Source organism: Pseudarthrobacter sp. ATCC 49987, from assembly GCF_009928425.1.
GTDB lineage: Bacteria > Actinomycetota > Actinomycetes > Actinomycetales > Micrococcaceae > Arthrobacter.
Genome location: NZ_JAABNS010000001.1, coordinates 1697143 through 1717210 on the forward strand (window position 1 = coordinate 1697143; position 20068 = coordinate 1717210).

A 20068-nucleotide genomic window follows, 5' to 3' on the forward strand; every position below is an offset into this window, starting at 1 on the left:
GCAACCCTCCGTTGACCCTCAATGCTACGGGCACGGCCCGATCTGTCAACCGGTCCATGACCTGCCGATTCATCCATCGTCGCAGGTCAGGGGCGCCTCAAGCCTGTCGAAGTTTCGGTGTGGCACCGGCCGGGCCGGCTGGCGGTCAGCCCCGCAGGTGGCCGCTGGCGAACAGCTCGCGGCCGTCCCTGACGGTCTGCAGGCAGGCCGGCTCGGAGCCGGTGTCCAGCGCGGGCAGCAGCGGCGTCCGGGCGCGGGGGTCCGTGCTCCAGGACTGGACCCGGCCGTCAGCGACCTGGACCATAAGCTCATCGACTTCCCACACGGCAAAGCTGGCGGGGGCCCCGGGTACCAGCTGGCCGGCCATCGGGTTCCGGTACCGGGCAGCGCGCCAGCCGGCCCGCGTATGGCCCAGGAACGCGGCGCGGGCCGAGATCTGTTCCGCGGGGTTGTTGTGCTGCAGGCAGGCCCGGACGCTGGCCCACGGCCGCAGGGGCGTGACCGGGCTGTCGCTGCCAAAGGAGATCGGGACGCCGGCGGCGTAGAAGGACGCAAAGGGGTTCATGCCGACCCTCCGGGAGCCCAGGCGCTGCTGGTAGAGACCGTCCTCGCCGCCCCAGGCAGCATCGAAGCCGGGCTGGGCGCTGACGGTGACGGAGTACGCGGCCAGTCTGCGGATGGATTCGGCGTCGGCGAGTTCGACGTGTTCGAGGCGGTGGCCGGCGGCCCGGACCTTCTGCTCGCCGACTTCCGCTGCCGCCTGGTCCAAGGCGTCCAGTGCGGCGTCGAGGCCGGCGTCGCCGATCACATGGAATCCTGCCTGGATGCCCAGCAGCGAGCACGCGGCCACGTGTGCCGCGGCCTCCGCGACCGAGAGGTACAGGCTCCCGCGCTCCCCCGGGGCGTCGCTGTAGTCCGCCCGCACGGCCGCGGTCCGCGAACCGATCGAGCCGTCCATGTTCAGGTCGCCCGCCAGCCCGAGCACGGGCACGCCGAGGCCGTCAAGGATGGACCGGGCGTGGTCCGCCGAGGTGGCCAGCTCGCCCCAGTACGGCAGGATTTCCGGAACGGCGTCCGGGCCCGTGTTCCAGGCGGCGGTGAGCCGGAGGTCGTCAATGCTGCCGATGTGCGGTGCCGCCATTTCCGCGACGGCCACATAGCCGTTGGCTGCCGCCTCGGCGAGGGCCCGCTGCTGGTAGCTTCGGAGCGCCGCGGCGGGCAAGTGGCGCGTCGCCAGCCGGGCGGCGGTGTGGGCGGCACTCTTGACCTGGCTGCCGGCACCGGAGCCGTCGATCCCGTCGAGGCCGGCGGCTGCCGCCAGCGACGTGGATACAAGGGCCGAGTGCACGTCGACGCGGGAGAGATAGACGTTGCGCCCGCCGGCGGCGCGTTCGAGTTCCTCGCGGGAGGGCAGCGCCGGGTCCGTCCACCGGGTCTCGTCCCAGCCGTGACCCAGCACGGCGCCGCCCTCGCTGGCAGCGGAGGCGGCGAAGCCGGCGACGGCGTCGAGCAGTTCCCGGGCGGAGCGGACGCTGCCGAGCTGCAGGGAGTCCAGGGCGATGCCTGTTTCGGTGAGATGGACATGGGAGTCGACGAAACCGGGGGCGAGGAGCGCCCCGTGCAGGTCGATGACCTCCATCGAGGCGTCGGCGATCGAGGTGGCCGCCTGCTCGGAACCGACCCACGCGACGGTGTCGCCGTCGACCAGCATCGCCGTCGCAAAGGGATCAGCGGCGGTGTAGACGGAGCCGTTCCTGTACAGCGTTACCTTGTGCGGCGCGGGGGTGGCCGGTGAATCGGTCATGGGTCTGGGACTCCTTGCAACTGGTGACCGGCACGGGCCGGACGTGTTCGACGACGGTGGGGAGGGTTTGGCCGGGCGGCCGTGGCGGTCAGGCCACGGAGGAATACGCGACGACGCCGCGCTTGATGAGTTTGATTGCTTCGCCGCACAGCCGGGAGACCCGCGGGTCCAGCGTCGGGATTTTTGCCAGCTGGTCCAGCAGGTCGATGACTTGTTTCACCCACCGGACAAAGTCGCCTGCGGCCAGGTCCGTGCCGCTGAGGACGTCCTGCAGGTGCCGGCCCTTGGCCCACTTGAAGATCGGCCAGACCAGGCCGAGTTCGGGTTCGCCGGTCAGCGGGAGCTTGCTGGCTTCCTCGACGTCCTCCAGGGCGGACCATTCATGGACCACAATGTCGACGGCGGATTCCAGTGCAATGCTCGGCATCTTGGGCCGGAGTCCGCGGTCCTCGCGCTTGGCCTGGTAGACCAGGACGCTGGCCAGGGCGGCGACCTCCGCGGCGTCAAGGTCTCCGAAGGCGCCCAGCCGCAGGGACTGCGAAATCAGCAGGTCCTTTTCGCCGTAGATCCGGCGCAGACGCTGGCCGTCGGGGCTGATGGTGAGCACCCCGTCGTCGGCGGTTTCCAGGTAGCCGTAGCTGGACAGGACGCCGCAGACCCGGTCGAAGGTCTTGGCGATGGTGTTGGTGCGGCCCTGGATCTGGCGGACCAGCCCGTCGGTCTCCTGCCGGAGCTTCCAGTAGCGCTCGGACCAGCGCGCATGGTCCTCGCGTTCGCTGCAGCCATGGCAGGGGTGGGCGCGGAGCTCACGGCGCAGCTCGGTGATCTTCTTTTCCTGGTCCGGCTGGGCGGCGGCGCGGCCAAAGTCGTCGTTGCGGCCCGGCGGCGCCGGCGGCCGGTTCTCCCGAAGGGCGTTGCGCACGGAGGACGCCAGGTCACGCCGTGACTTGGGCACCTTGGCGTTGAAGGACTTCGGGATCCGGACCCTGGTGATGGGAGACAGCGGCCCTTCCACATCCTGGGTGCCGATCCGGCGCAACTGGTTGTCCAGGGTCATGACGGCGGGCCGCGGTTCGCGGGAGTGGTGGTCGGAGCTGAGGACGACGGCGAGTCCGGGCGCCCGCCCGGTGGGCACATCCACCACGTCCCCGGGGAGCAGCCGGCTCAGGGAGTCCTCGGTCACGGACTTCCTGGCCCGGGAACTGGTCGTCGAGGCGTTCTTCTCCGCATCGGAGAGCGCCCGCCGGATCCGCGAGTAGTCGGTGAAGTCCCCCAGGTGGCAGCTCATCGCCTTGCTGAAGCCGGCCAGGGACTCTTCGCGGCCGCGCACCTGCTTCGCCAGCCCGACGACCGAGCGGTCGGCCTGGAACTGGGCGAAAGAGGACTCCAGGATCTCCCGGGCCCGGGGCCGACCGAACTGCGCCAGGAGGTTGATGGACATGTTGTACGTGGGCCGGAAACTGGAATTCAGCGGGTACGTGCGCCGCGAGGCGAGGCCGGCAACGGCCGTCGGATCCGTGCCCGGCTGCCACAGGACGACGGCGTGGCCCTCGACGTCGATCCCGCGGCGGCCGGCGCGTCCGGTCAGCTGCGTGTACTCCCCCGCGGTGATGTTCACGTGCGCCTCGCCATTGAACTTGTCGAGCTTTTCCAGCACGACGGAGCGCGCCGGCATGTTGACGCCGAGCGCGAGGGTTTCGGTCGCGAACACGGCCTTGACCAGTCCGTCGACGAAGAGTTTCTCCACCACTTCCTTGAAGGTGGGCAGCATGCCGGCGTGGTGTGCCGCCAGCCCGCGGAGCAGCCCGTCGCGCCAGCTCCAGAAGCCCAGGACGTCCAGGTCGTCGGAGGGGATGTCCTGCGCTGCCTCATCGACGCGCCGCGCAATGATGAGCTGTTCCTGCTCGGTGGTCAGCCACAGGCCGGCAGCAACGCACTGCGCCACGGCGGCATCGCAGCCGGCGCGGGAAAAGATGAAGGTGATCGCCGGCAGGAGGTCCTGCCGGTCCAGGCTGGCGATGACCTGGGGGCGGCTGGCCTTCCGGACGGGGCTGCGCGGCCCGCCCTGCGGTTCGTCGTCCCGCCGGCTGCTCTGGCGCCGCTGGTTGCGGCCGCCGTGGCCGAAGCGTCCGCGGAAGTTCATCTGGCTCTCGGCGCGGGCCATGGAGAGCAGTTCGGGGTTGACCTCGAAGCCGGGGCGCTCGGTGATGACGGCTTTGGGGCCGGGGGTTTCCGTAGTTCCGGCGGCGGACACTGCGGCCTCGCCGGCCGGGGCGATCTCATCGAAGCTCGTGTCGTCGGCGAAGAGATCCACGATCTTCCGGCCCACCATGACGTGCTGCCACAGCGGCACGGGCCGGTGCTCGGAAACGATAACGTCGGTCTGGCCGCGCACCGTGTCCAGCCAGGCGCCGAACTCCTCGGCGTTGGAGACGGTGGCGCTGAGCGAGGCGACCTGGACCTCGCTGGGGAGGTGGATGATGACCTCCTCCCAGACGGCGCCGCGGAAGCGGTCCGCGAGGTAGTGGACCTCGTCCATGACGACGTAGCCGAGGTCGCTGAGGGTGCTGGAGTCGGCGTAGAGCATGTTGCGGAGCACCTCGGTGGTCATCACCACAACCGGGGCGTCGCCGTTGATGCTGGTATCACCGGTCAGCAGCCCCACCCGGTCGGCACCGTACTTGTCCGCCAGTTCGGAGTACTTCTGGTTGGACAGGGCCTTGATGGGGGTGGTGTAGAAGGCCTTGAGTCCGCGCTGGAGGGCAAGGTAGATGGCGAACTCCCCCACGATCGTCTTGCCGGCTCCCGTGGGGGCGGCCACCAGGACGCCACGGCCGGCCTGGAGGGACAGGCAGGCTTCGCGCTGGAAGTCGTCGAGTTCGAAGGCGAGCGAACGGATGAAGCCGCCCAGATAGGTCTTGGCTTCTGCGGCCCGCTCGGCACTGGCTCGGTAGCGTTCAGACGGCGATTCCGGCCCGGGTAGTGAGGACATGCTTCCAGCCTAGTGCGCCAAGGGCTAGAGATTCTCCAGCTCGGAGCTGGGAGTCGCCTGGTCCGCGGTGGCCTCGGTCTCGGCGGCCCGTTTGACGGCACGCCGTTCACGCCGGCGGTCGTTGAGCAGGCACAGCCCGATGGCGGCGAAGAAGAGCAGGAGCATGGGACCGGCGAGATAGAACATGCTCATCGCGTCGGCTCCGGGCGCGGCCATGGCGGCGAAGAGGCAGACCAAAAAGACGGTGATGCGCCAGCTCTTGACGAGCTGCTTGCCCTTGACGACTCCCGCCAGGTTCAGTCCGACGAGGATCACCGGCAGCAGGAAGGCGATGCCGAAGGCCAGCAGGAGTCGTAGGACGAAGGACAGATAGACCTGGGCGCTGATGAAGTTGGAGCCGCCGGTCGGGGTGAAATCGGTCAGCACCCGAACCGCATTGGGAAGCACCAGCCACGCCAGCAGGACGCCGCCCACAAACAGCGGGACCGCGGCAGCAACGAAGGACAGGGCCATCCGGCGTTCCTTCTTGTGCAGGCCGGGGACGATGAATGCCCACAGCTGGTACAGCCAGACCGGGCTGGCGACGATCAGGCCGAGGAAGACGGAAACCTGGATCATCAGGTCAAAGGAGCTTGCCACGCCGTCGAAGTTCAGCGTCGCCTGCCGGCCCTCATGTGTGTTGAGGTCGCTGATCGGTTTGATCAGCGCCGCAAGCATGGGCTGGTAAACGAGGAAGCCGACGACGGTACCCAGCACGACGGCGATTGCGGACTTGAAGAGACGGTTCCGCAGCTCTTTGAGGTGATCGAGGAGCGCCATCCTCCCCTCGGGGTTCGACCGGCGGCCCATGGTTACTGCCACGCGGTATTAGGCGCGGTTCGGCGGCGGAACGTCGGTTCCGTCTGCGGCGCGGGTTTCCGTGCCGGCGGGCTTCGGGTGGTTCACGACCCGGCCCTCGACGGGCTCAGAACCGTCAGTGGCCTCCGTGGCGCCGTCCTTCTTCATCTCCCGGACTTCGGACTTGAAGATGCGCATGGACTGGCCAAGGCTCCGGGCCATGCCGGGCAGCTTCGGTGCAGCGAAAAGCACCAGTGCCAGGACGATGATGATGATGAGATGCCAGCCTTCAAGCCTCATGACAGGAGGTCCTTTCGTTTGAGTACATCCTACGTCTAACTGAATTCGATGTCGTTCAGCCGCTGGGGCTGCCCACGGTCCATCTTGCGCTGGACGCGCCGCGTGCGGCGGGCTTCCTGGCGGGCGAATTTGGATGCGCGGTAGTCATGCCCCATCTGCACGGGTGAGGCAAAAACGGCGGACCCGGGTACAACACGCGGTCCGGACTGGCCGCCCGCATCGCCGCCGTCCGAGCCTACCCGGCCCACATGAACATCAGCTGAACCGGAGGTGAGCGGGCCGGACGGGAAGGCGGAGAACCGCTCCCCCGCTTCCCCAAGTTCCTTGACCGTGGCCATGAACGACCGGAACAGCCGGACCCCGAGCACGGCGAAGAACAACAGCGACAGCGCGACGAGCGCTATCCAGATCACGATCCAGGACCACCAAGGCATGCTGAGTAGTCTAGCCGCCGCACTGGCTAGTCTTCATATTGGGCCAGGGCCGCGGCGAGCCACTCGCGGGAAGCCCCGGCCAGCTCATCCGGCGCCAGGATCCGGGCCGTCCCGCCGTGCTGGGCCACGAACATCGGCAGCCAGTCCGTGCTGCCGAAGCGGATTTCGGCGAGCAGGCCGCCGCCGGGCAGTTGTGCTGTCCGCTCCGCGTAATACTCGTCGGCGAGGCCGATGCCGCGGCGGGTGAGTTCGACCACAACGACGGTGTCGTCGTCGTTGGGGGTGAAGAGCTTGACGGGGAAACTGCCGTCCGGCGCCGACCGCTCGGACGCGGGGAGGCCGTTGGTTTCCAGGGCTTCGATCCGGTCCAGCCGGAAGTTCCGCAGGCCCTGCGCGGCGTGGCAGTAGGCCTCCAGGTACCAGGTGTTGTCGAGTGAATAGAGCCGCAGCGGGTCAATGTTGCGTTCGGAGACGGTGTCCCTGAGCGGCGAGAAGTAGCGCAGCCGCAGCTGGGCACCGGTCCGGATGGCCTCGCGGGCCGTTTCCAGGGCCGCGGAGTTGCCGGGCACCACCTCCGGCCCGGACAGGGCGGCCGCCTGGAGGCCTTCCTCCCCCGCAGCCGCCATGAGCTTAAGCGTGACGGATTCCAGCGCGCCGCCCTCGGCAAGCTGCGGCAGGCCATTGAGGGTTTCCAGTCCGGTCAGCAGGGCGCAGGCTTCCTCCACGGTGAAGCGGACCGGCCGGTTCAGGTCGAGGTCCTGGGTGATGGTGACGTGGTCGTCGTCCCACTGGATGTCCAGCAGGTCATCCGGGTAGCCCTCGGGCAGGCCGGAGCAGATCAGGATCCGCAGGTCCGCTTCCAGTTCCTTGCGGGTGATGCCGAAGTTTGCCGCCACTTCACTGATGTGCAGGCCCTGGTTGTGCACCAGGAACGGCACGAGCTGCAGCATCCGCGCGAGTTGGTCCTCGGACGTGCGTTTGCGGCCCGGCCGGGGCGCCCCCCCTGGAAAGGAAGCGCCTGCCGGGCCGACCGCCGGGAACGCGATCGGCGGAACGGGCGCCGCCGCGAACTCAGCGGCGGCGGCGAGGCGGCGGCGCACGGACGTGACGAGTTCGGGCGGGGTCATGACGCGGACCCGGGGACCGTAGGAGGCGAGCTCCTCCGCGAGTGTCTCGGCGTCCCGGTACGGCACGCTGAGGCGGTCCCGCCCGGCCGGGGGCAGTCCCGCGCCGGCTTCCGGTACCGGGTCCTGGAGGGCCCGTTTGCGGAGCCCGCGCAGCGTGCCGGCCTCGACGTCGACGACGGCGGCCCGGACCGGCAGCTCCCCCAGCCCGGCCAGTTCGGCACGCACGTTGAAGTCAGGCGGAGGCGTGAAGCTTTCGTTTTCCAGGACGGTCACGGCGGAGGTGAGGCGGGAGAGGCGGAAGAAGCGCTTGTCCCCGCGGGTCCTGTCGTGGGCGACGAGGTACCACTGGCCGAAGCGGCTGCCGAGGCCCCAGGGCTCCACCAGCCGCGTTTCCTCCTTGCCGGTGCTGCCGGCGAGGTAACGGAAGCTGACGGGGTGCTGGGAGTGCATGGCGGCGACGAGGTCCTCGAAGGCCTGGCCGGCCGGCCGGATCCGCGGCTGGAGCCCGGCGGGGAGTTCGGCGTCGACCATGCCGCCGGAGGCCCGCAGTTTGCGCACCGCGTTGACGGCCGCGGAACCCAGGGCGGCTTGCTCCCAGAGCTGGGCGGCGAGGATAAGCACGGTGCATTCTGCCGGGGTGAGGCTGACGTCCGGAAGCCTGTTGGATTCCTTGCCGATCCGGTAGCGGGTGGTCGCGGGATCGTCCGAGCCCCAGCCTTTGTCCGTAACGGTCTCGACGTCGAACCCGAACCGCCGCAGCTCGACCTTGTCGCGTTCGAACATCCGGCCGAAGGCGACGTCGGTGCTGGTCGTGTCGTGGTAGACCTTATCGCGCAGTTCACTGCGGCGCAGGCCGTACCTGGTGTTGAGCAGGGCAATGAGCAGGTTCAGGAGGCGTTCGGTACGTGAGGCTGACACCCCGCAAGGGTACTAAAGTCCCCGCCCGAAACTGACAAAAGCGCGGTAACAGCCGGAAGAACTTCTCCGATTGTTACCGCGCTTTGGCGTGTTCTGTGTGCTAGCGGACGGCGACGAGGTCGACGACGAAGATGAGGGCCTCGTTGGGACCGATCGCCCCGCCGGCGCCACGGGAGCCGTAGGCCAGCTCCGAGGGGATTTCCAGGCGGCGTCGGCCGCCGACCTTCATGCCCAGCAGGCCCTGGTCCCAGCCCTGGATGACCTGGCCGACGCCGACGCGGAAGTCCAGCGGTGCTCCGCGGCCCCAGGAGGCGTCGAACTCTTCGCCGGTGGACCAGGCCACACCGACGTAGTGGGTGGAGACGGTGTCGCCGGCCTTGGCTTCGGCGCCGTCGCCTTCAATCAGGTCGGTGATGACCAGTTCCGTGGGAACGGCGCCTTCGGGGAAATCAATTTCCGGCTTCTGGCGGTCAATGTTGCGCTGTCCAAATGACATGGGTGCTCCTTACTAGGGGGTCCTGTGTGCTGCGGGTGTGGTGGTTACTTGACGCCGAGGATGTCGACGACGAAGACGAGGTCGCCTTCAGGCTGGCCGCTGGCAGCAGTGGCGTCGGGGTAGGCAAGGTCCTTGGGGATGACCAGGAGGACGCGGGAGCCGACTGTCTTGCCGGCCAGGCCCTGGGTCCAGCCCTTGATGACGCCGGTGAGCGGGAAGGTGGCCTTCTGGCCGCGGTCGAAGCTGGAGTCGAAGACCTTGCCGCCGGCCAGTGCCACACCGACGTAGTTCACGGTGAGGGTGTCAGTTTCCTTGACCACGGGGCCGGTGCCCTTGATGAGGTCCTGGGCGACGAGGGCGGTCGGGGCGGCGACGCCGTCGACGGAGATCTCGGGGATGCCCTTGTCATTGTCCTTGACGGCCGGCAGGCCTGCTGGCGGGGTGACGGTCTCGCCCTCGGGCTTGTCCAGGACCTTGGGGGCGTCCTTGGCGGAGAGCACCTTGACGACGAGGAGCTGGGTGGGCTGCGCTTCTGCGCCTTCAGCGGCCGCGGCACCCGGAACGGCAAGTGCCAGGTGGGAGCCGATCTTGGCGCCAACGAAGGCGTTGTAGATGACGGCGCTGCTGGTCTTGAGCTCGTCGTTCAGTTCGAGCTCTTCGGGATCCTTCGGGAAGGTGTCTTCCAGGGTGGAGCCGTCCTTGCCGTTGAGGGCAACGATGGAGATCGAGGCGATCTGGTTCGACTTGACCCGGTCGCCGCTGCCCTCCGTGACCACCTTGACGGTGGGTTCCTTGACCTCGAGGGGTTTGGTGAATTCAACACCTGGGGCCTTCTTGTCGCCGTTCTCCGTCAGCTTGAGGGAGTCCAGCTTGGCGGTCTCGCCGGCGGACTGGCTGGTGGGTTCCGGGGCGGCTGGTTCGCCGCCGCCGCAGGCGGTCAGGAGCAGCAGTCCGGGAAGAAGAATTGCTAATAGTCGGCGCACTTAAGAACTTTCGTCGGGGCAGGATGGACGCCTCGCCGGGCACATGCCAGCGGCAAAGCAAGCGTTGGCCGCGAACGGCACCCCTCCAGAATAACGTGGAAAGCTGGGTATCAGCCCATAGAGTCCAGCAGGGCATCCACCCGCTCGTCCACACTGCGGAACGGGTCTTTGCACAACAGGGTCTGGTGGGCGCGGTCGTTGAGCTTCAAATGCACCCAGTCGACGGTGTAGTCGCGGCCCAGTTCCTGCGCCCGCCGGACAAAGTCGCCGCGGAGCTTGGCACGGGTGGTCTGCGGCGGGGCGTCCACCGCATCCTTGACCGCCGTGTCATCCACCACGCGGCGGACGGCCCCGCGGGACTGGAGCAGGTAGTAGAGCCCGCGGGTGCGCGAGATGTCATGGTACGTCAGGTCCAGCTGTGCGATCCGGGGCGCGTCGAGGCCCAGGTTGTGCCGTTCGCGGTAGTTGTCCATGAGCTTCTTCTTGATCGCCCAGTCCACCTCGGTGTCGATCCCGGATGTGTCGCCGCTTTCGATTGCGTCCAGGGTGCGTTCCCAGAGATCCAGGATCAGCGGGACGTGGGCGTTGTGGGCCCCCTGCTCCGCGACGAACGCCGTGACCTTGGCGAGGTACTCGCGCTGGATTTCCAGGGCGGTGAGCTGCCGGCCGTTGGCGAGCCGGACCAGGGCGCGGCCGCTGAGGTCGTGGGAGATTTCCCGGATGCTGCGGATCGGGTTCTCCATCCGCATGTCGCGCATGATGACCCCGGCCTCGATCATACGCAGGATCAGGTCAACGGTGCCGACCTTGAGCAGGGCCGTGGTCTCTGACATGTTGGAGTCGCCCACGATCACGTGCAGCCGGCGGTAGAACTCGGCGTCCGCATGCGGCTCGTCGCGGGTGTTGATGATCGGGCGGGACCGCGTGGTGGCCGAGGAGACGCCCTCCCAGATGTGGTCGGCACGCTGGGAGAACGCGAACGTGGCACCGTGCGGGGTCTTGAGGATCTTGCCGGCACCGGCGATCAGCTGCCGGGTCACGAGGAACGGAATCAGGATCTCTGCCAGCCGGGAGAACTCCCCGCGCCGCGGGATGAGGTAGTTCTCGTGGCTGCCGTAGGAGTTCCCGGCGGAGTCGGTGTTGTTCTTGAACAGGTACACCGTGCCGTTGAAGCCCTCGGCCGCGAGCCGTTCCTGTGCCTCGTCGACGAGGTCGTCCAGGATGAGCTCTCCGGCCCGGTCGTGTGCGATCAGCTGGGCGAGGTCGTCGCATTCCGCGGTGGCATACTCCGGGTGTGATCCGACGTCGAGGTACAGCCTCGAGCCGTTGGTCAGGAACACATTGGAGGACCGCCCCCAGCTGACCACTTTGCGGAACAGGTAGCGGGCCACCTCCTCGGGGGCCAGCGGACGGGACTCGGGGCTCGAGTACGAAATCCCGAACTCGGTCTCGATGCCGAAAATGCGCTTGTCCATCTCAGTTCTCCTCAGCCAGCAATGCCGTGATGTCTGCGTCGTCGAGCCGGCGGAAGGCGCGGCGGGTGCCCCGGCTGCTTTCGGAGCCGCGGTCCAGCACCGCCACCTCCACGGCCGACGCCGGCAGCGTGTCGGTTTCCTTGTCCGCGACGAGCCCGGCCAGGGCCAGCCTGATGGCCCCGGCGAAGTCGAGCTCGACCTGCCAGCCCGCCGCCACGGACTCGGAGACCTTGTCCGCCTGGCCGCCCATCACGATGAAGCCTTTCTCGTCCGCGATCGACCCGTCGAAGGTCAGCCGGTAGAGGTGGTCCGCGTCCGGGGAGGACCCCACCTCGGCCACCGCCAGTTCGACTTCGAAGGGTTTCTGTTCCGCGGTGAACACCGCGCCCAGGCTTTGCGCATAGACGCTCGCGAGGCCCCTGGCCGTGACGTCCTCCCGGTCGTAGGAGTACCCGCGCACGTCCGCGTAGCGCACCCCGGCCTGGCGGAGGCTTTCGAATTCGTTGTATTTCCCCACGGCCGCAAACGCGATCTTGTCGTAGATCTCGCCGATCTTGTGCAGTGACGGCGAGGGGTTTTCGGCCACAAGGGCAATTCCGTCCCGGCAGCTGATGACCACCACGGAGCGCCCGCGCGCTATGCCTTTCCGCGCGAAATCCGCGCGGTCCTTCATCAGTTGTTCAGGCGATACGTAGAACTGCTGGGTCATCTCAGGCCTCCCGCTGGGCCACGGCCCTGGACTCTATGATGGTGCCGGCGACTGCCGCGAGCTCGCGCTCCGGAACCCGGAAGGCACCTGTTCGGTTGACGACGTACACCACGGGCCAGAGCTGCCGGACGGGGTCGGGTCCGCCGGTGGCGGAGTCGTCGTCGGCGGCGTCGTAGAGCGCCTCGACAGCGACGGCGACGGCGTCCTGCTCCGGAAGGTTGGGCCGCCAGAGTTTCTTGAGCGCCCCGCGCGCGAACATCGAGCCTGAGCCGACGGTATGGTGTTCCTGCTCCTCGTACCGGCCGCCGGTGACGTCGTAGGAGAAGAGCCGGCCCAGGCCGGCGGGACGGTCGAAGCCCGCGAACAGCGGCACGACGGCGAGGCCCTGCATCGCCATGGGCAGGTTGCTGCGGATCATGGCGCCGAGCCGGTTGGCTTTGCCGTCCAGGCTCAGGAGGGTCCCTTCGATCTTCTCGTAGTGTTCGAGTTCGACCTGGAAGAGCCGGGTGATGTCGAGGGCGATTCCCGCGGTCCCGGCGATTCCGAGCACGGAATACTGGTCCGCCGGGAACACTTTCTCGATGTGCCGGCTGGCGATGACGTTGCCCATGGTGGCACGCCGGTCCCCCGCCATCAGCACACCTCCTGCGTAGGTCAGGGCGACGATCGTCGTCCCGTGCGGCGCCTGCAGGGGTGTGGCGGCGCTGCCCGCCGGAAGCTGCTGGCCGAAGTGCTGCTGGCCGAACGGGAGCAGGTCGGGGCGCTGGCGCTGCAGATGTTCAGTGAAGGAGGACGTGGCGTTGGCTGCTACCTGGTTGGCGGTGGTTTCCTGCACTGGTGCACTCCCTCAACGTAGTGAATCAACGACTTTCCGGCCCTCAGCCCTGTGCCGGCACAACCCCGGGGCCGCCGCGCTACTGGCCGCCCTTTTGGACGAAAGCGCGGACGAACTCCTCCGCGTTGGACTCCAGCACACCGTCGATCTCATCGAGCAGGTCGTCGACGCCCTGGGTGGCGGCTGACGCCTGGCCCTCCGCGGGGGCCGGCGGCGCGGCGGGAACGTCTTCATCGACTTCGGTGTCCCGCGACTGCGGCTGCTGCTGCTCCTGGCCTGCCATTGTTTTCTCCTTCTGTCCGCCCCTTCTTCGCAAGGGACTTCCTGTAGCCATATTGCCACGCCCGGAGCCCCCGCGGGGCTCTTTGTCCCTAGGAACCGGGTGGGAGTCCCAGCAGTTCGGAAAGGAACGCTCCGGCCTCCCGGTGCCGGGCGAAGAGACCGCCGGTGAGGGCCTCGGTTCCGCGCAGGGGTTCCCGGGTGGGGACCCGCTGAAGCCTGCCGCGGCCGGGCACATCGAAGATCACGGAGTCCCAGCTGGCGCCGACGACGTCGGCGCCGAAGCGGCTGACGCAGCGGCCCCGGAAATAGGCCCGGGTGTCCGACGGCGGCTCCGTGACCGCCCGCTGGATCATGGCGTCGTCGACGATCCGCTGCATGCGGTCGCGGGCCAGCAGGCGGTAGTAGAGCCCCTTTTCGGGCCGGATGTCCGCCCACTGCAGGTCCACGAGGCCCAGCCGCGCGTGGCCCCAGTCCAGTCCGTCGCGGTCCCGGTAGCCTTCCAGCAGCGAGAGTTTCGCCAGCCATTCCACCGCGGACGCGGCGGCCGCCCGGTCATTGGCCAGTTCCGTCAGCGTCGCGGACCAGCGTTCCAGCACCTCATGGGTGTGGCCGTCACCGTCCACGGCATCGGCGACACCGGTGTCCTGGGCATGCTTGGCGGCTGCTTCGAAGTAGATCCACTGCAGGTCCAGGGCGGTGATCCGCCGCCCGTCGAGCAGCCGCAGGGTGGCCGTGAGTGAGGTGTCATGGCTGACGGCCTGCAGCGAGGCAACCGGCTCATGGACTTCGAGCTTGGGGGCCAGGCCGGCCTCGATCAGGCTCAGCACCATGGCGGTGGTGCCGAATTTGAGGTAATTGGAGGCCTGGCTGAGGTTGGCGTCGCCGATGATGACGTGCAGGCGCCGGTACTTGTCCGCCGTCGCATGGGGTTCGTCGCGGGTGTTGATGATCGGGCGGCGGATCGTGGTTTCGAGGCCGACTTCGGTCTCGAAAAAGTCGGCACGCTGGCTGATCTGGTATCCCGGGCGGGAGCCGTCCTGCTTCATGCCGACCCGGCCGGCGCCGCAGAAGACCTGCCGGGTGACGAAGAACGGGGTCAGTCCGCGGACAATGTCGCCGAACGGCACGCTGCGGGGCATGAGGTAGTTCTCGTGCGACCCGTAGGAGACCGACTTGTTGTCGGTGTTGTTCTTGTACAGATTGACCGGGGGCAGTTCAGGGTCGGCCGCAAGCCGCCGCACCGCGGCCAGGGCCACGAGGTCTCCGGCGGCATCCCAGGCGACGACGGCGCGCGGGTTGGTCACTTCCGGGCTGGAGTACTCGGGGTGGGCGTGGTCGACGTATAGGCGGGCACCGTTGCCAAGCACCATGTTCATCAGCAGGGTGCCGGATTCGTCCTCGCCGTCGGCCTCCAGCTCCTGCCGCCCGTACGAGAGGGCGACAGCCTCGGCGTCGAGGACGGGCGGCTGGTCGGTCAACTGGTCCGGTTCGGCCTGGCTGCGCTCCAGCGTCCACCCGCGGGCGTCGTGCAGCGGTTCCTCGTCGGTGTAGTCCCAACGGGTTTCGGCGCCGCCGGCGGCGCGCTGCCGCGTCACCTGGGCGTAGGCCTGGATCACCCGGGCGGACATCATCGTCGCGTTCGCCCCGGGCGCGGAGGGCGCGTGGATGCCGTATTCGGTCTCGGAGCCCATCACCCGCATGGCGCCGCCGGCGGGAAGCCCGCCGGATACCCCGGCGGGCTTCCCGGGCAGAGCGGACGTCACAGGTACTGGCCCGTGCTCGGCATCGTCTCGATGGACTTGCCGGGCTCCTGCCCGGCCTTGCCCTGGACGATGGTGCGGATGTAGGTGATGCGCTCGCCCTTCTTGCCCGAGATCCTGGCCCAGTCGTCCGGGTTGGTGGTGTTGGGCATGTCCTCGTGCTCGCGGAATTCGTCGACGACGGCGCGCAGCAGGTGGTCGATCCGGATGCCCTTTTGGCCCACGGTGAGGAGGTCCTTGATGGCGTACTTCTTGGCCCGGTCCACCACGTTCTGCACGACGGCGCCGGAGTTGAAATCCTTGAAGTAGAGCATTTCGGTGTCGCCGTTGGCGTACGTGACCTCGAGGTATTCGTTGGACTTGTCGGTCGAGTACATGGCCTCGACCGTGCGCTGGATCATCGCATCCACGGTGGCCTGGACGTCGCCATGGTGCTCGGCGAGGTCGGACTCGTGGAAGGGCAGGTCGGCGGTGATGTACTTGTTGAAGATGTCCGCGGCGGCTTCCGCGTCGGGGCGGTGGATCTTGACCTTGACGTCCAGACGGCCCGGCCGCAGGATTGCGGGGTCGATCATGTCCTCGCGGTTGGAAGCGCCGATCACGATCACGTTATCGAGCCGCTCCACGCCGTCGATCTCGCTGAGCAGCTGCGGGACGATGGTGGTTTCGACGTCGGAGGAGATGCCGGTGCCGCGGGTGCGGAACAGCGAGTCCATTTCGTCGAAGAACACCACCACCGGGCTGCCCTCGGACGCTTTTTCGCGGGCGCGGGCGAAGATCAGCCGGATGTGCCGTTCGGTCTCGCCGACGTACTTGTCCAGCAGCTCCGGGCCCTTGATGTTCAGGAAGTAGCTCTTCATGTCCGTCTTGCCGGTGCGTTCGGCTGCCCGGGCGGCGAGGGAGTTGGCCACGGCCTTGGCGATGAGCGTCTTGCCGCAGCCCGGCGGGCCGTAGAGCAGGATTCCCTTGGGCGCCTTGAGGCCGTGCTCGCGGTACAGGTCCGGGTGCAGGAACGGCAGTTCCACGGCGTCGCGGATCTGTTCGATCTGCGGTCCCAGGCCGCCGATGTCCTGGTAGGTGATGTCCGGGACTTCCTCGAGGACGAGGTTCTCCACTTCGGAGCGCGGGATCTTCTCGAGGGCGTAGCCGGTGCGGGAATCCATCGAGAGGGCGTCGCCGACCCGGAGCTTCTGCGCGAGCAGGGCGCCGGAGAGCCGGATGACGCGTTCCTCGTCGGCCCGGCCGACCACCAGTGCCCGGTCGGTACCCAACATTTCCTTCAGCGTGACAAGGTCCCCGGCCCGTTCGTAGCCCAGGCCGGCGACCACCATCAGTGCTTCGTTGAGGAGGACTTCCTGGCCGACCGCGAGCTGGTTCATGTTGACCAGCGGACTGATCCCCACGCGCATCTTGCGGCCGGCGTTGAAGATGTCCACCGATTCCTCGGTGGCGGCCTGCCCGCCGTTGCCGGCGGAGGGGTGGCGCTTCGGGTTCAGCTGCAGCACCGTGCCGAAGCTGTACGGCGGCTGGCCCTCCTGGTCGAGGGCGCTCTTGAGCCGCAGGATTTCCGCTTTCGCGGTCTCCAGCATCGACACCAGCTTCGAGTTGTTCTGTGTGGCGGCCGCGAGCTGGCGGTCTATATGCCGGAGTTTGTCCCGGAGGATGTTGACCTGGCGTTCGGCCACGGACAGTTCGCTGGCGCCGAAGCGCTCACCGTCGGCGGCCTGCGCCCGTCCCGCAGCAACAGCCGCGTCCTCTGCCGGCGTCAGGCCCGGATCAGTGTTCGGAGTCTCCATCGTGCATCAGCCCCTTCCTACGCTTCTATTAAGACATTAGCCCCAAGAAGCCGGGTGACGCTGAAGACTTCCGAAATACGGACTACTTCGTAATGTCCGGATCGTCCTTGACATTGGTTCCGGCGATGGCATCCCGGGCGGCCCGGCGCAGCTTCTTGTCCGAGACGGCGCGCTCCCCCACGGCACCGGGCGTCCAGGCGTTGACATCCTCTTCGTTGAAGCCGGTCTTGGACGGGCGTCGCTTCACGGAGATGCCCGTGACGCCGTCGGCCAGCCGCCGGGTCACGAGCAGGAAGCCGGTGTGCGCGACCATCCTGTGGTCCGGACGCACCGCCAGGCCCTCGAGGTGCCAGCCGCGGACCATGGATTCCCAGGCGTCGGGTTCGGTGAAGCGGCCGTCAGCGCGGATAGCCTCGGCGGTCCGGGACAGCTGCGTCACAGTGGCGACATAGTTGATCCACACGCCGCCCGGCGCCAGGACCGTGGCCACGGCGTCAAGGCATTCCCACGGCGCGAGCATGTCCAGGACGACGCGGTCCACGGAGCCGGGCTCCTCGGTGCGGACCACTTCCTCCTGGAAGTCGCCGATGCTGATCTGCCAGGCCGGGTGCGGGCCGCCGAAGATCGTCTCGACGTTGCCGCGGGCGATGTCGGCGAATTCCTCGCGGCGCTCGAAGGAGTGCAGGTAGCCGTTGTCGCCCACCGCGCGGAGCAGCGAGATGGACAGTGCGCCGGAGCCGACGCCGGCTTCGACGACGCGGGCGCCCGGGAAGATGTCCGCCATGGTGACGATCTGGCCGGCGTCCTTGGGGTAGACGACGGCTGCGCCGCGGGGCATCGAGAGAACGAAGTCCGAGAGCAGGGGGCGCAGTGTCTGGTACTGCTGGCCGACGTTGTTGACCACCACGGAGCCGTCCGGCTTGCCGATGATCTCGTCGTGGTTCAGGAAGCCGCGGTGCGTGTGGAAGGCGCCGCCGGCTTCGAGGCTGATCGTGTTCATCCGGCCGCGCTCGTCGGTGAGCTGCACGCGTTCGCCTTCGCGGAAGGGTCCACGGCGGCGCGCTGCGCCGACGGGGGCAACGGCAGCACGTGCCGTGCCGTTCGCCGGGGCCGTGTGACTGACGGCTGCGTTGGTGACGGCTGCGCCGTCGGAGGTTCCGGCGTCGTCCGGGCTGGTGCTGGCGGCGGTATCGCTGCTCATGAAGATGTTCCTCGCTCCTGGAAAACTGTGTTGCCGGGGATGTTGCCGGCGGTCCGGCTGCTGGTGCCCAAGGCGATTGGGCCCCGGATGGGAAATACATGGCCGGAAATACACGACCGGCAGGTAACTCTACCGGTTTTGGCCGAACATCCGCTTGCCGGGGCCGGCGACCTTGCCGGTGAGGGCGCCCAGGACCGCGGATTGCCGGAGCAGTCCGGTGATGGTTCCGTCACGGTCCACGACGGCGTATTCGAGGCCGTCGAGTTGGGCCAGGTACTGGATGAGCTCTTGTCCCTTGGACCACTCGGGCACATAGGCGCCCGCGCCGAGGGCGTAGGAAACGGCCGTGAGGGGCGTGGAGGCGGCGGCGGCCGCCGGGACTGTGGCCACGGCCCCGCCGTCGACCACGGCAGCCGGGCGCCCGTCCGCACGATACAGCAGGACGGCGGGAGCCGCACCGGTGACGGGGTCCGGGGACAGCGCCAGCACTTCGGCGACAGTGGCCCATTCCGGGAGGCCCACGGCCGGTTCGGCCAGCGCGCCGGCTTCCACGAGGGGCAGCCGGCCCCGCAGCCGCGCCTGTTGAATCGAGGCGGTGGCGCCCATCCACAGGAAGCTGCAAACCAGGGCGGTGATGATGATCAGCGAGTAGTCGGGCCGGCCGCCGCTGAGCAGGGGCAGGGCCACGAACCAGCCCACGAGGGCGATCACGATAATTCGCCCGCCCCAGCCGGCCGCCACGGTGCCCTTTTCCTGGCTTCCCGTCAGTTTCCAGACGGCGGATTCGACCAGCCGGCCGCCGTCCAGCGGCAACCCGGGCAGGACGTTGAAGATGCCGATCAGCAGGTTGGCCCAGACGAAAATGTTAGCGAGGATGCCCGCGACGCCGGTGAGGTCGCTGCCGGTCAGCAGGAGCCAGCCGGCGGCGGCGAGGACGAAGTTCGCCGCCGGGCCCGCCATCGCGACAAGGACGGAACGTCCCGGAGACGCGGTGAAACTCTCAAACTGGGTGTGCCCGCCCCAGAGGTTGAGGACGATCTTTTCGCTGGGCCAGCCGAAGATCTTGGCGGTCAGCGCATGCGCGAGTTCGTGCACCAGGACCGAGACCAGCAGCAGGACGGCGTAGCCGAAAGCCACAAGGTACGCGCCAAGTCCCAGTTCCGGGTTGTTCCTCTGCAGGACCGGGCCGTACAGGATCACCGTGAACGCCGCAATGATGAACCACGAATAGGCAAGGATCACCGGGATGCCGGAGATGCGTCCCAGCGGGATTCCCTCTTTGCGTCCTTGTTTCTGGGGTTCCTGCCCGCTGCGGCCGCGGGTGTCGGTGTCAGTCATGGACGGGCACCTTCGCCGTGCCGCGTTCCAGACCGAAGGTCGCGTCCGGGAACTCGTGGCGCAGGGCCACGAGTTCTTCGAGGTCGGACACGGTCCGGCCCGCCAGGGTGTCCCACACGGCGTGGCGCGGATCATGCGGCAGGGGCATGATGTGCGGAATGGCGACGGTCAGCACGCCGGAGGCGACGGCGGCCGCCACGCCCGGTCCGGAGTCCTCCAGCGCGATGCAGTGATGCAGGCCGAGTTCCGGGTCCTGCCCCTGGAGCAGTTCGACAGCCTTGAGGTAGGCCTCGGGGTGCGGCTTGCCCTGCGTGACGGTGTCGCCGGTGACCAGGAAGTCGAAGTACGGCTTGGGCAGGCTGGCCACGATCTCCCGGGCCAGCGGTGCCTCCGACATCGTCACGAGGACGCAGCGGACGCCCGCGGTGTGCAGTTCGTCGAGCAGTTCGCGGGCGCCGGGCCGCCAGGGCACGGACGTGCGCACCTGGCTGATGACACGGGCCGTGAGGATGTCGATGATCTCCCGGCGTTCCAGCGTCACGCCGGCGTCCTGCAGAATGCCCGCGGAGAAGACCAGGGACTGGCCAACCAGCTGCATGGCCTTCTCATGGGACCACTGCCCGCCGTGCGCTTCAACCAGGGCGTGTTCGGCCTCAATCCAGTACGGCTCGGTGTCAACGATGGTGCCGTCCATGTCCCAGAGCGCGGCTTTGAGAAGGGGCTGGGAAGCTGAGGATTGCATGCTTTCAAGTCTACGGTGCGGCCCTGTGAGGGCCCTGAT

The 20068-nt window shown here is 68.1% G+C and carries 17 protein-coding genes; all 17 read right to left on the minus strand.

The features are described from left to right. Nucleotides 1-145: 145 nt before the first annotated feature. The 17 genes from GXK59_RS08080 to GXK59_RS08160 all read right to left on the minus strand — a co-directional run bounded on the left by GXK59_RS08080 (nucleotide 146) and on the right by GXK59_RS08160 (nucleotide 20029). The gene (locus GXK59_RS08080) at nucleotides 146-1804 is read right to left on the minus strand and encodes an amidohydrolase (RefSeq protein WP_160665832.1); all 1659 of its coding nucleotides are present in this window, start codon (nucleotides 1802-1804) and stop codon (nucleotides 146-148) included. An 88-nt stretch (nucleotides 1805-1892) separates the two neighbouring features. Further along, on the minus strand, nucleotides 1893-4796 hold the full coding sequence (locus GXK59_RS08085; protein ID WP_160665835.1) for a DEAD/DEAH box helicase: 2904 nt from the start codon (nucleotides 4794-4796) through the stop codon (nucleotides 1893-1895). A 24-nt stretch (nucleotides 4797-4820) separates the two neighbouring features. Continuing rightward, nucleotides 4821-5615, minus strand: a complete 795-nt coding sequence (gene tatC, locus GXK59_RS08090; RefSeq protein WP_202129088.1) for a twin-arginine translocase subunit TatC — start codon at nucleotides 5613-5615, stop codon at nucleotides 4821-4823. Between the two features lie 48 nt (nucleotides 5616-5663). Beyond that, on the minus strand, nucleotides 5664-5933 hold the full coding sequence (gene tatA, locus GXK59_RS08095; protein WP_160665839.1) for a Sec-independent protein translocase subunit TatA: 270 nt from the start codon (nucleotides 5931-5933) through the stop codon (nucleotides 5664-5666). A gap of 35 nt (nucleotides 5934-5968) precedes the next feature. Continuing rightward, complete coding sequence (locus GXK59_RS08100; RefSeq protein WP_160665842.1) at nucleotides 5969-6367, minus strand: hypothetical protein; 399 nt, start codon at nucleotides 6365-6367, stop codon at nucleotides 5969-5971. Nucleotides 6368-6393: 26 nt separating this feature from the next. Continuing rightward, a complete protein-coding gene (locus GXK59_RS08105; protein ID WP_160665844.1) occupies nucleotides 6394-8412 on the minus strand; it encodes a helix-turn-helix transcriptional regulator in 2019 nt (672 codons plus the stop codon). A 100-nt stretch (nucleotides 8413-8512) separates the two neighbouring features. Beyond that, nucleotides 8513-8908, minus strand: a complete 396-nt coding sequence (locus tag GXK59_RS08110; RefSeq protein WP_160665846.1) for an FKBP-type peptidyl-prolyl cis-trans isomerase — start codon at nucleotides 8906-8908, stop codon at nucleotides 8513-8515. Nucleotides 8909-8952: 44 nt separating this feature from the next. Continuing rightward, nucleotides 8953-9891: an FKBP-type peptidyl-prolyl cis-trans isomerase gene (locus GXK59_RS08115; protein ID WP_160665848.1), complete on the minus strand. Its 939-nt coding sequence runs from the start codon at nucleotides 9889-9891 to the stop codon at nucleotides 8953-8955. A 110-nt stretch (nucleotides 9892-10001) separates the two neighbouring features. Then, on the minus strand, nucleotides 10002-11366 hold the full coding sequence (gene pafA / locus GXK59_RS08120) for a Pup--protein ligase (RefSeq protein ID WP_160665850.1): 1365 nt from the start codon (nucleotides 11364-11366) through the stop codon (nucleotides 10002-10004). A gap of 1 nt (nucleotide 11367) precedes the next feature. After that, a complete protein-coding gene (gene prcA / locus GXK59_RS08125; protein WP_160665852.1) occupies nucleotides 11368-12075 on the minus strand; it encodes a proteasome subunit alpha in 708 nt (235 codons plus the stop codon). A gap of 1 nt (nucleotide 12076) precedes the next feature. Continuing rightward, nucleotides 12077-12910 carry a proteasome subunit beta gene (gene prcB, locus GXK59_RS08130; protein WP_160665854.1) on the minus strand — a complete coding sequence of 278 codons (834 nt, stop codon included), beginning with the start codon at nucleotides 12908-12910 and terminating at the stop codon, nucleotides 12077-12079. Between the two features lie 79 nt (nucleotides 12911-12989). Beyond that, nucleotides 12990-13193 carry a ubiquitin-like protein Pup gene (locus tag GXK59_RS08135; protein ID WP_024365265.1) on the minus strand — a complete coding sequence of 68 codons (204 nt, stop codon included), beginning with the start codon at nucleotides 13191-13193 and terminating at the stop codon, nucleotides 12990-12992. An 88-nt stretch (nucleotides 13194-13281) separates the two neighbouring features. Further along, on the minus strand, nucleotides 13282-14892 hold the full coding sequence (dop, locus tag GXK59_RS08140; RefSeq protein ID WP_160669053.1) for a depupylase/deamidase Dop: 1611 nt from the start codon (nucleotides 14890-14892) through the stop codon (nucleotides 13282-13284). A 59-nt stretch (nucleotides 14893-14951) separates the two neighbouring features. After that, on the minus strand, nucleotides 14952-16748 hold the full coding sequence (gene arc, locus GXK59_RS08145) for a proteasome ATPase (protein ID WP_160665856.1): 1797 nt from the start codon (nucleotides 16746-16748) through the stop codon (nucleotides 14952-14954). An 82-nt stretch (nucleotides 16749-16830) separates the two neighbouring features. Further along, nucleotides 16831-17949: a tRNA (adenine-N1)-methyltransferase gene (locus tag GXK59_RS08150; RefSeq protein WP_237393821.1), complete on the minus strand. Its 1119-nt coding sequence runs from the start codon at nucleotides 17947-17949 to the stop codon at nucleotides 16831-16833. Between the two features lie 129 nt (nucleotides 17950-18078). Next, nucleotides 18079-19287: a site-2 protease family protein gene (locus tag GXK59_RS08155; protein WP_160665858.1), complete on the minus strand. Its 1209-nt coding sequence runs from the start codon at nucleotides 19285-19287 to the stop codon at nucleotides 18079-18081. Beyond that, nucleotides 19280-20029, minus strand: coding sequence for an HAD family hydrolase (locus tag GXK59_RS08160; RefSeq protein WP_160665861.1), 750 nt, complete (start codon nucleotides 20027-20029; stop codon nucleotides 19280-19282). The genes GXK59_RS08155 and GXK59_RS08160 overlap by 8 nt, the downstream gene beginning before the upstream one ends. Nucleotides 20030-20068 lie beyond the last annotated feature (39 nt).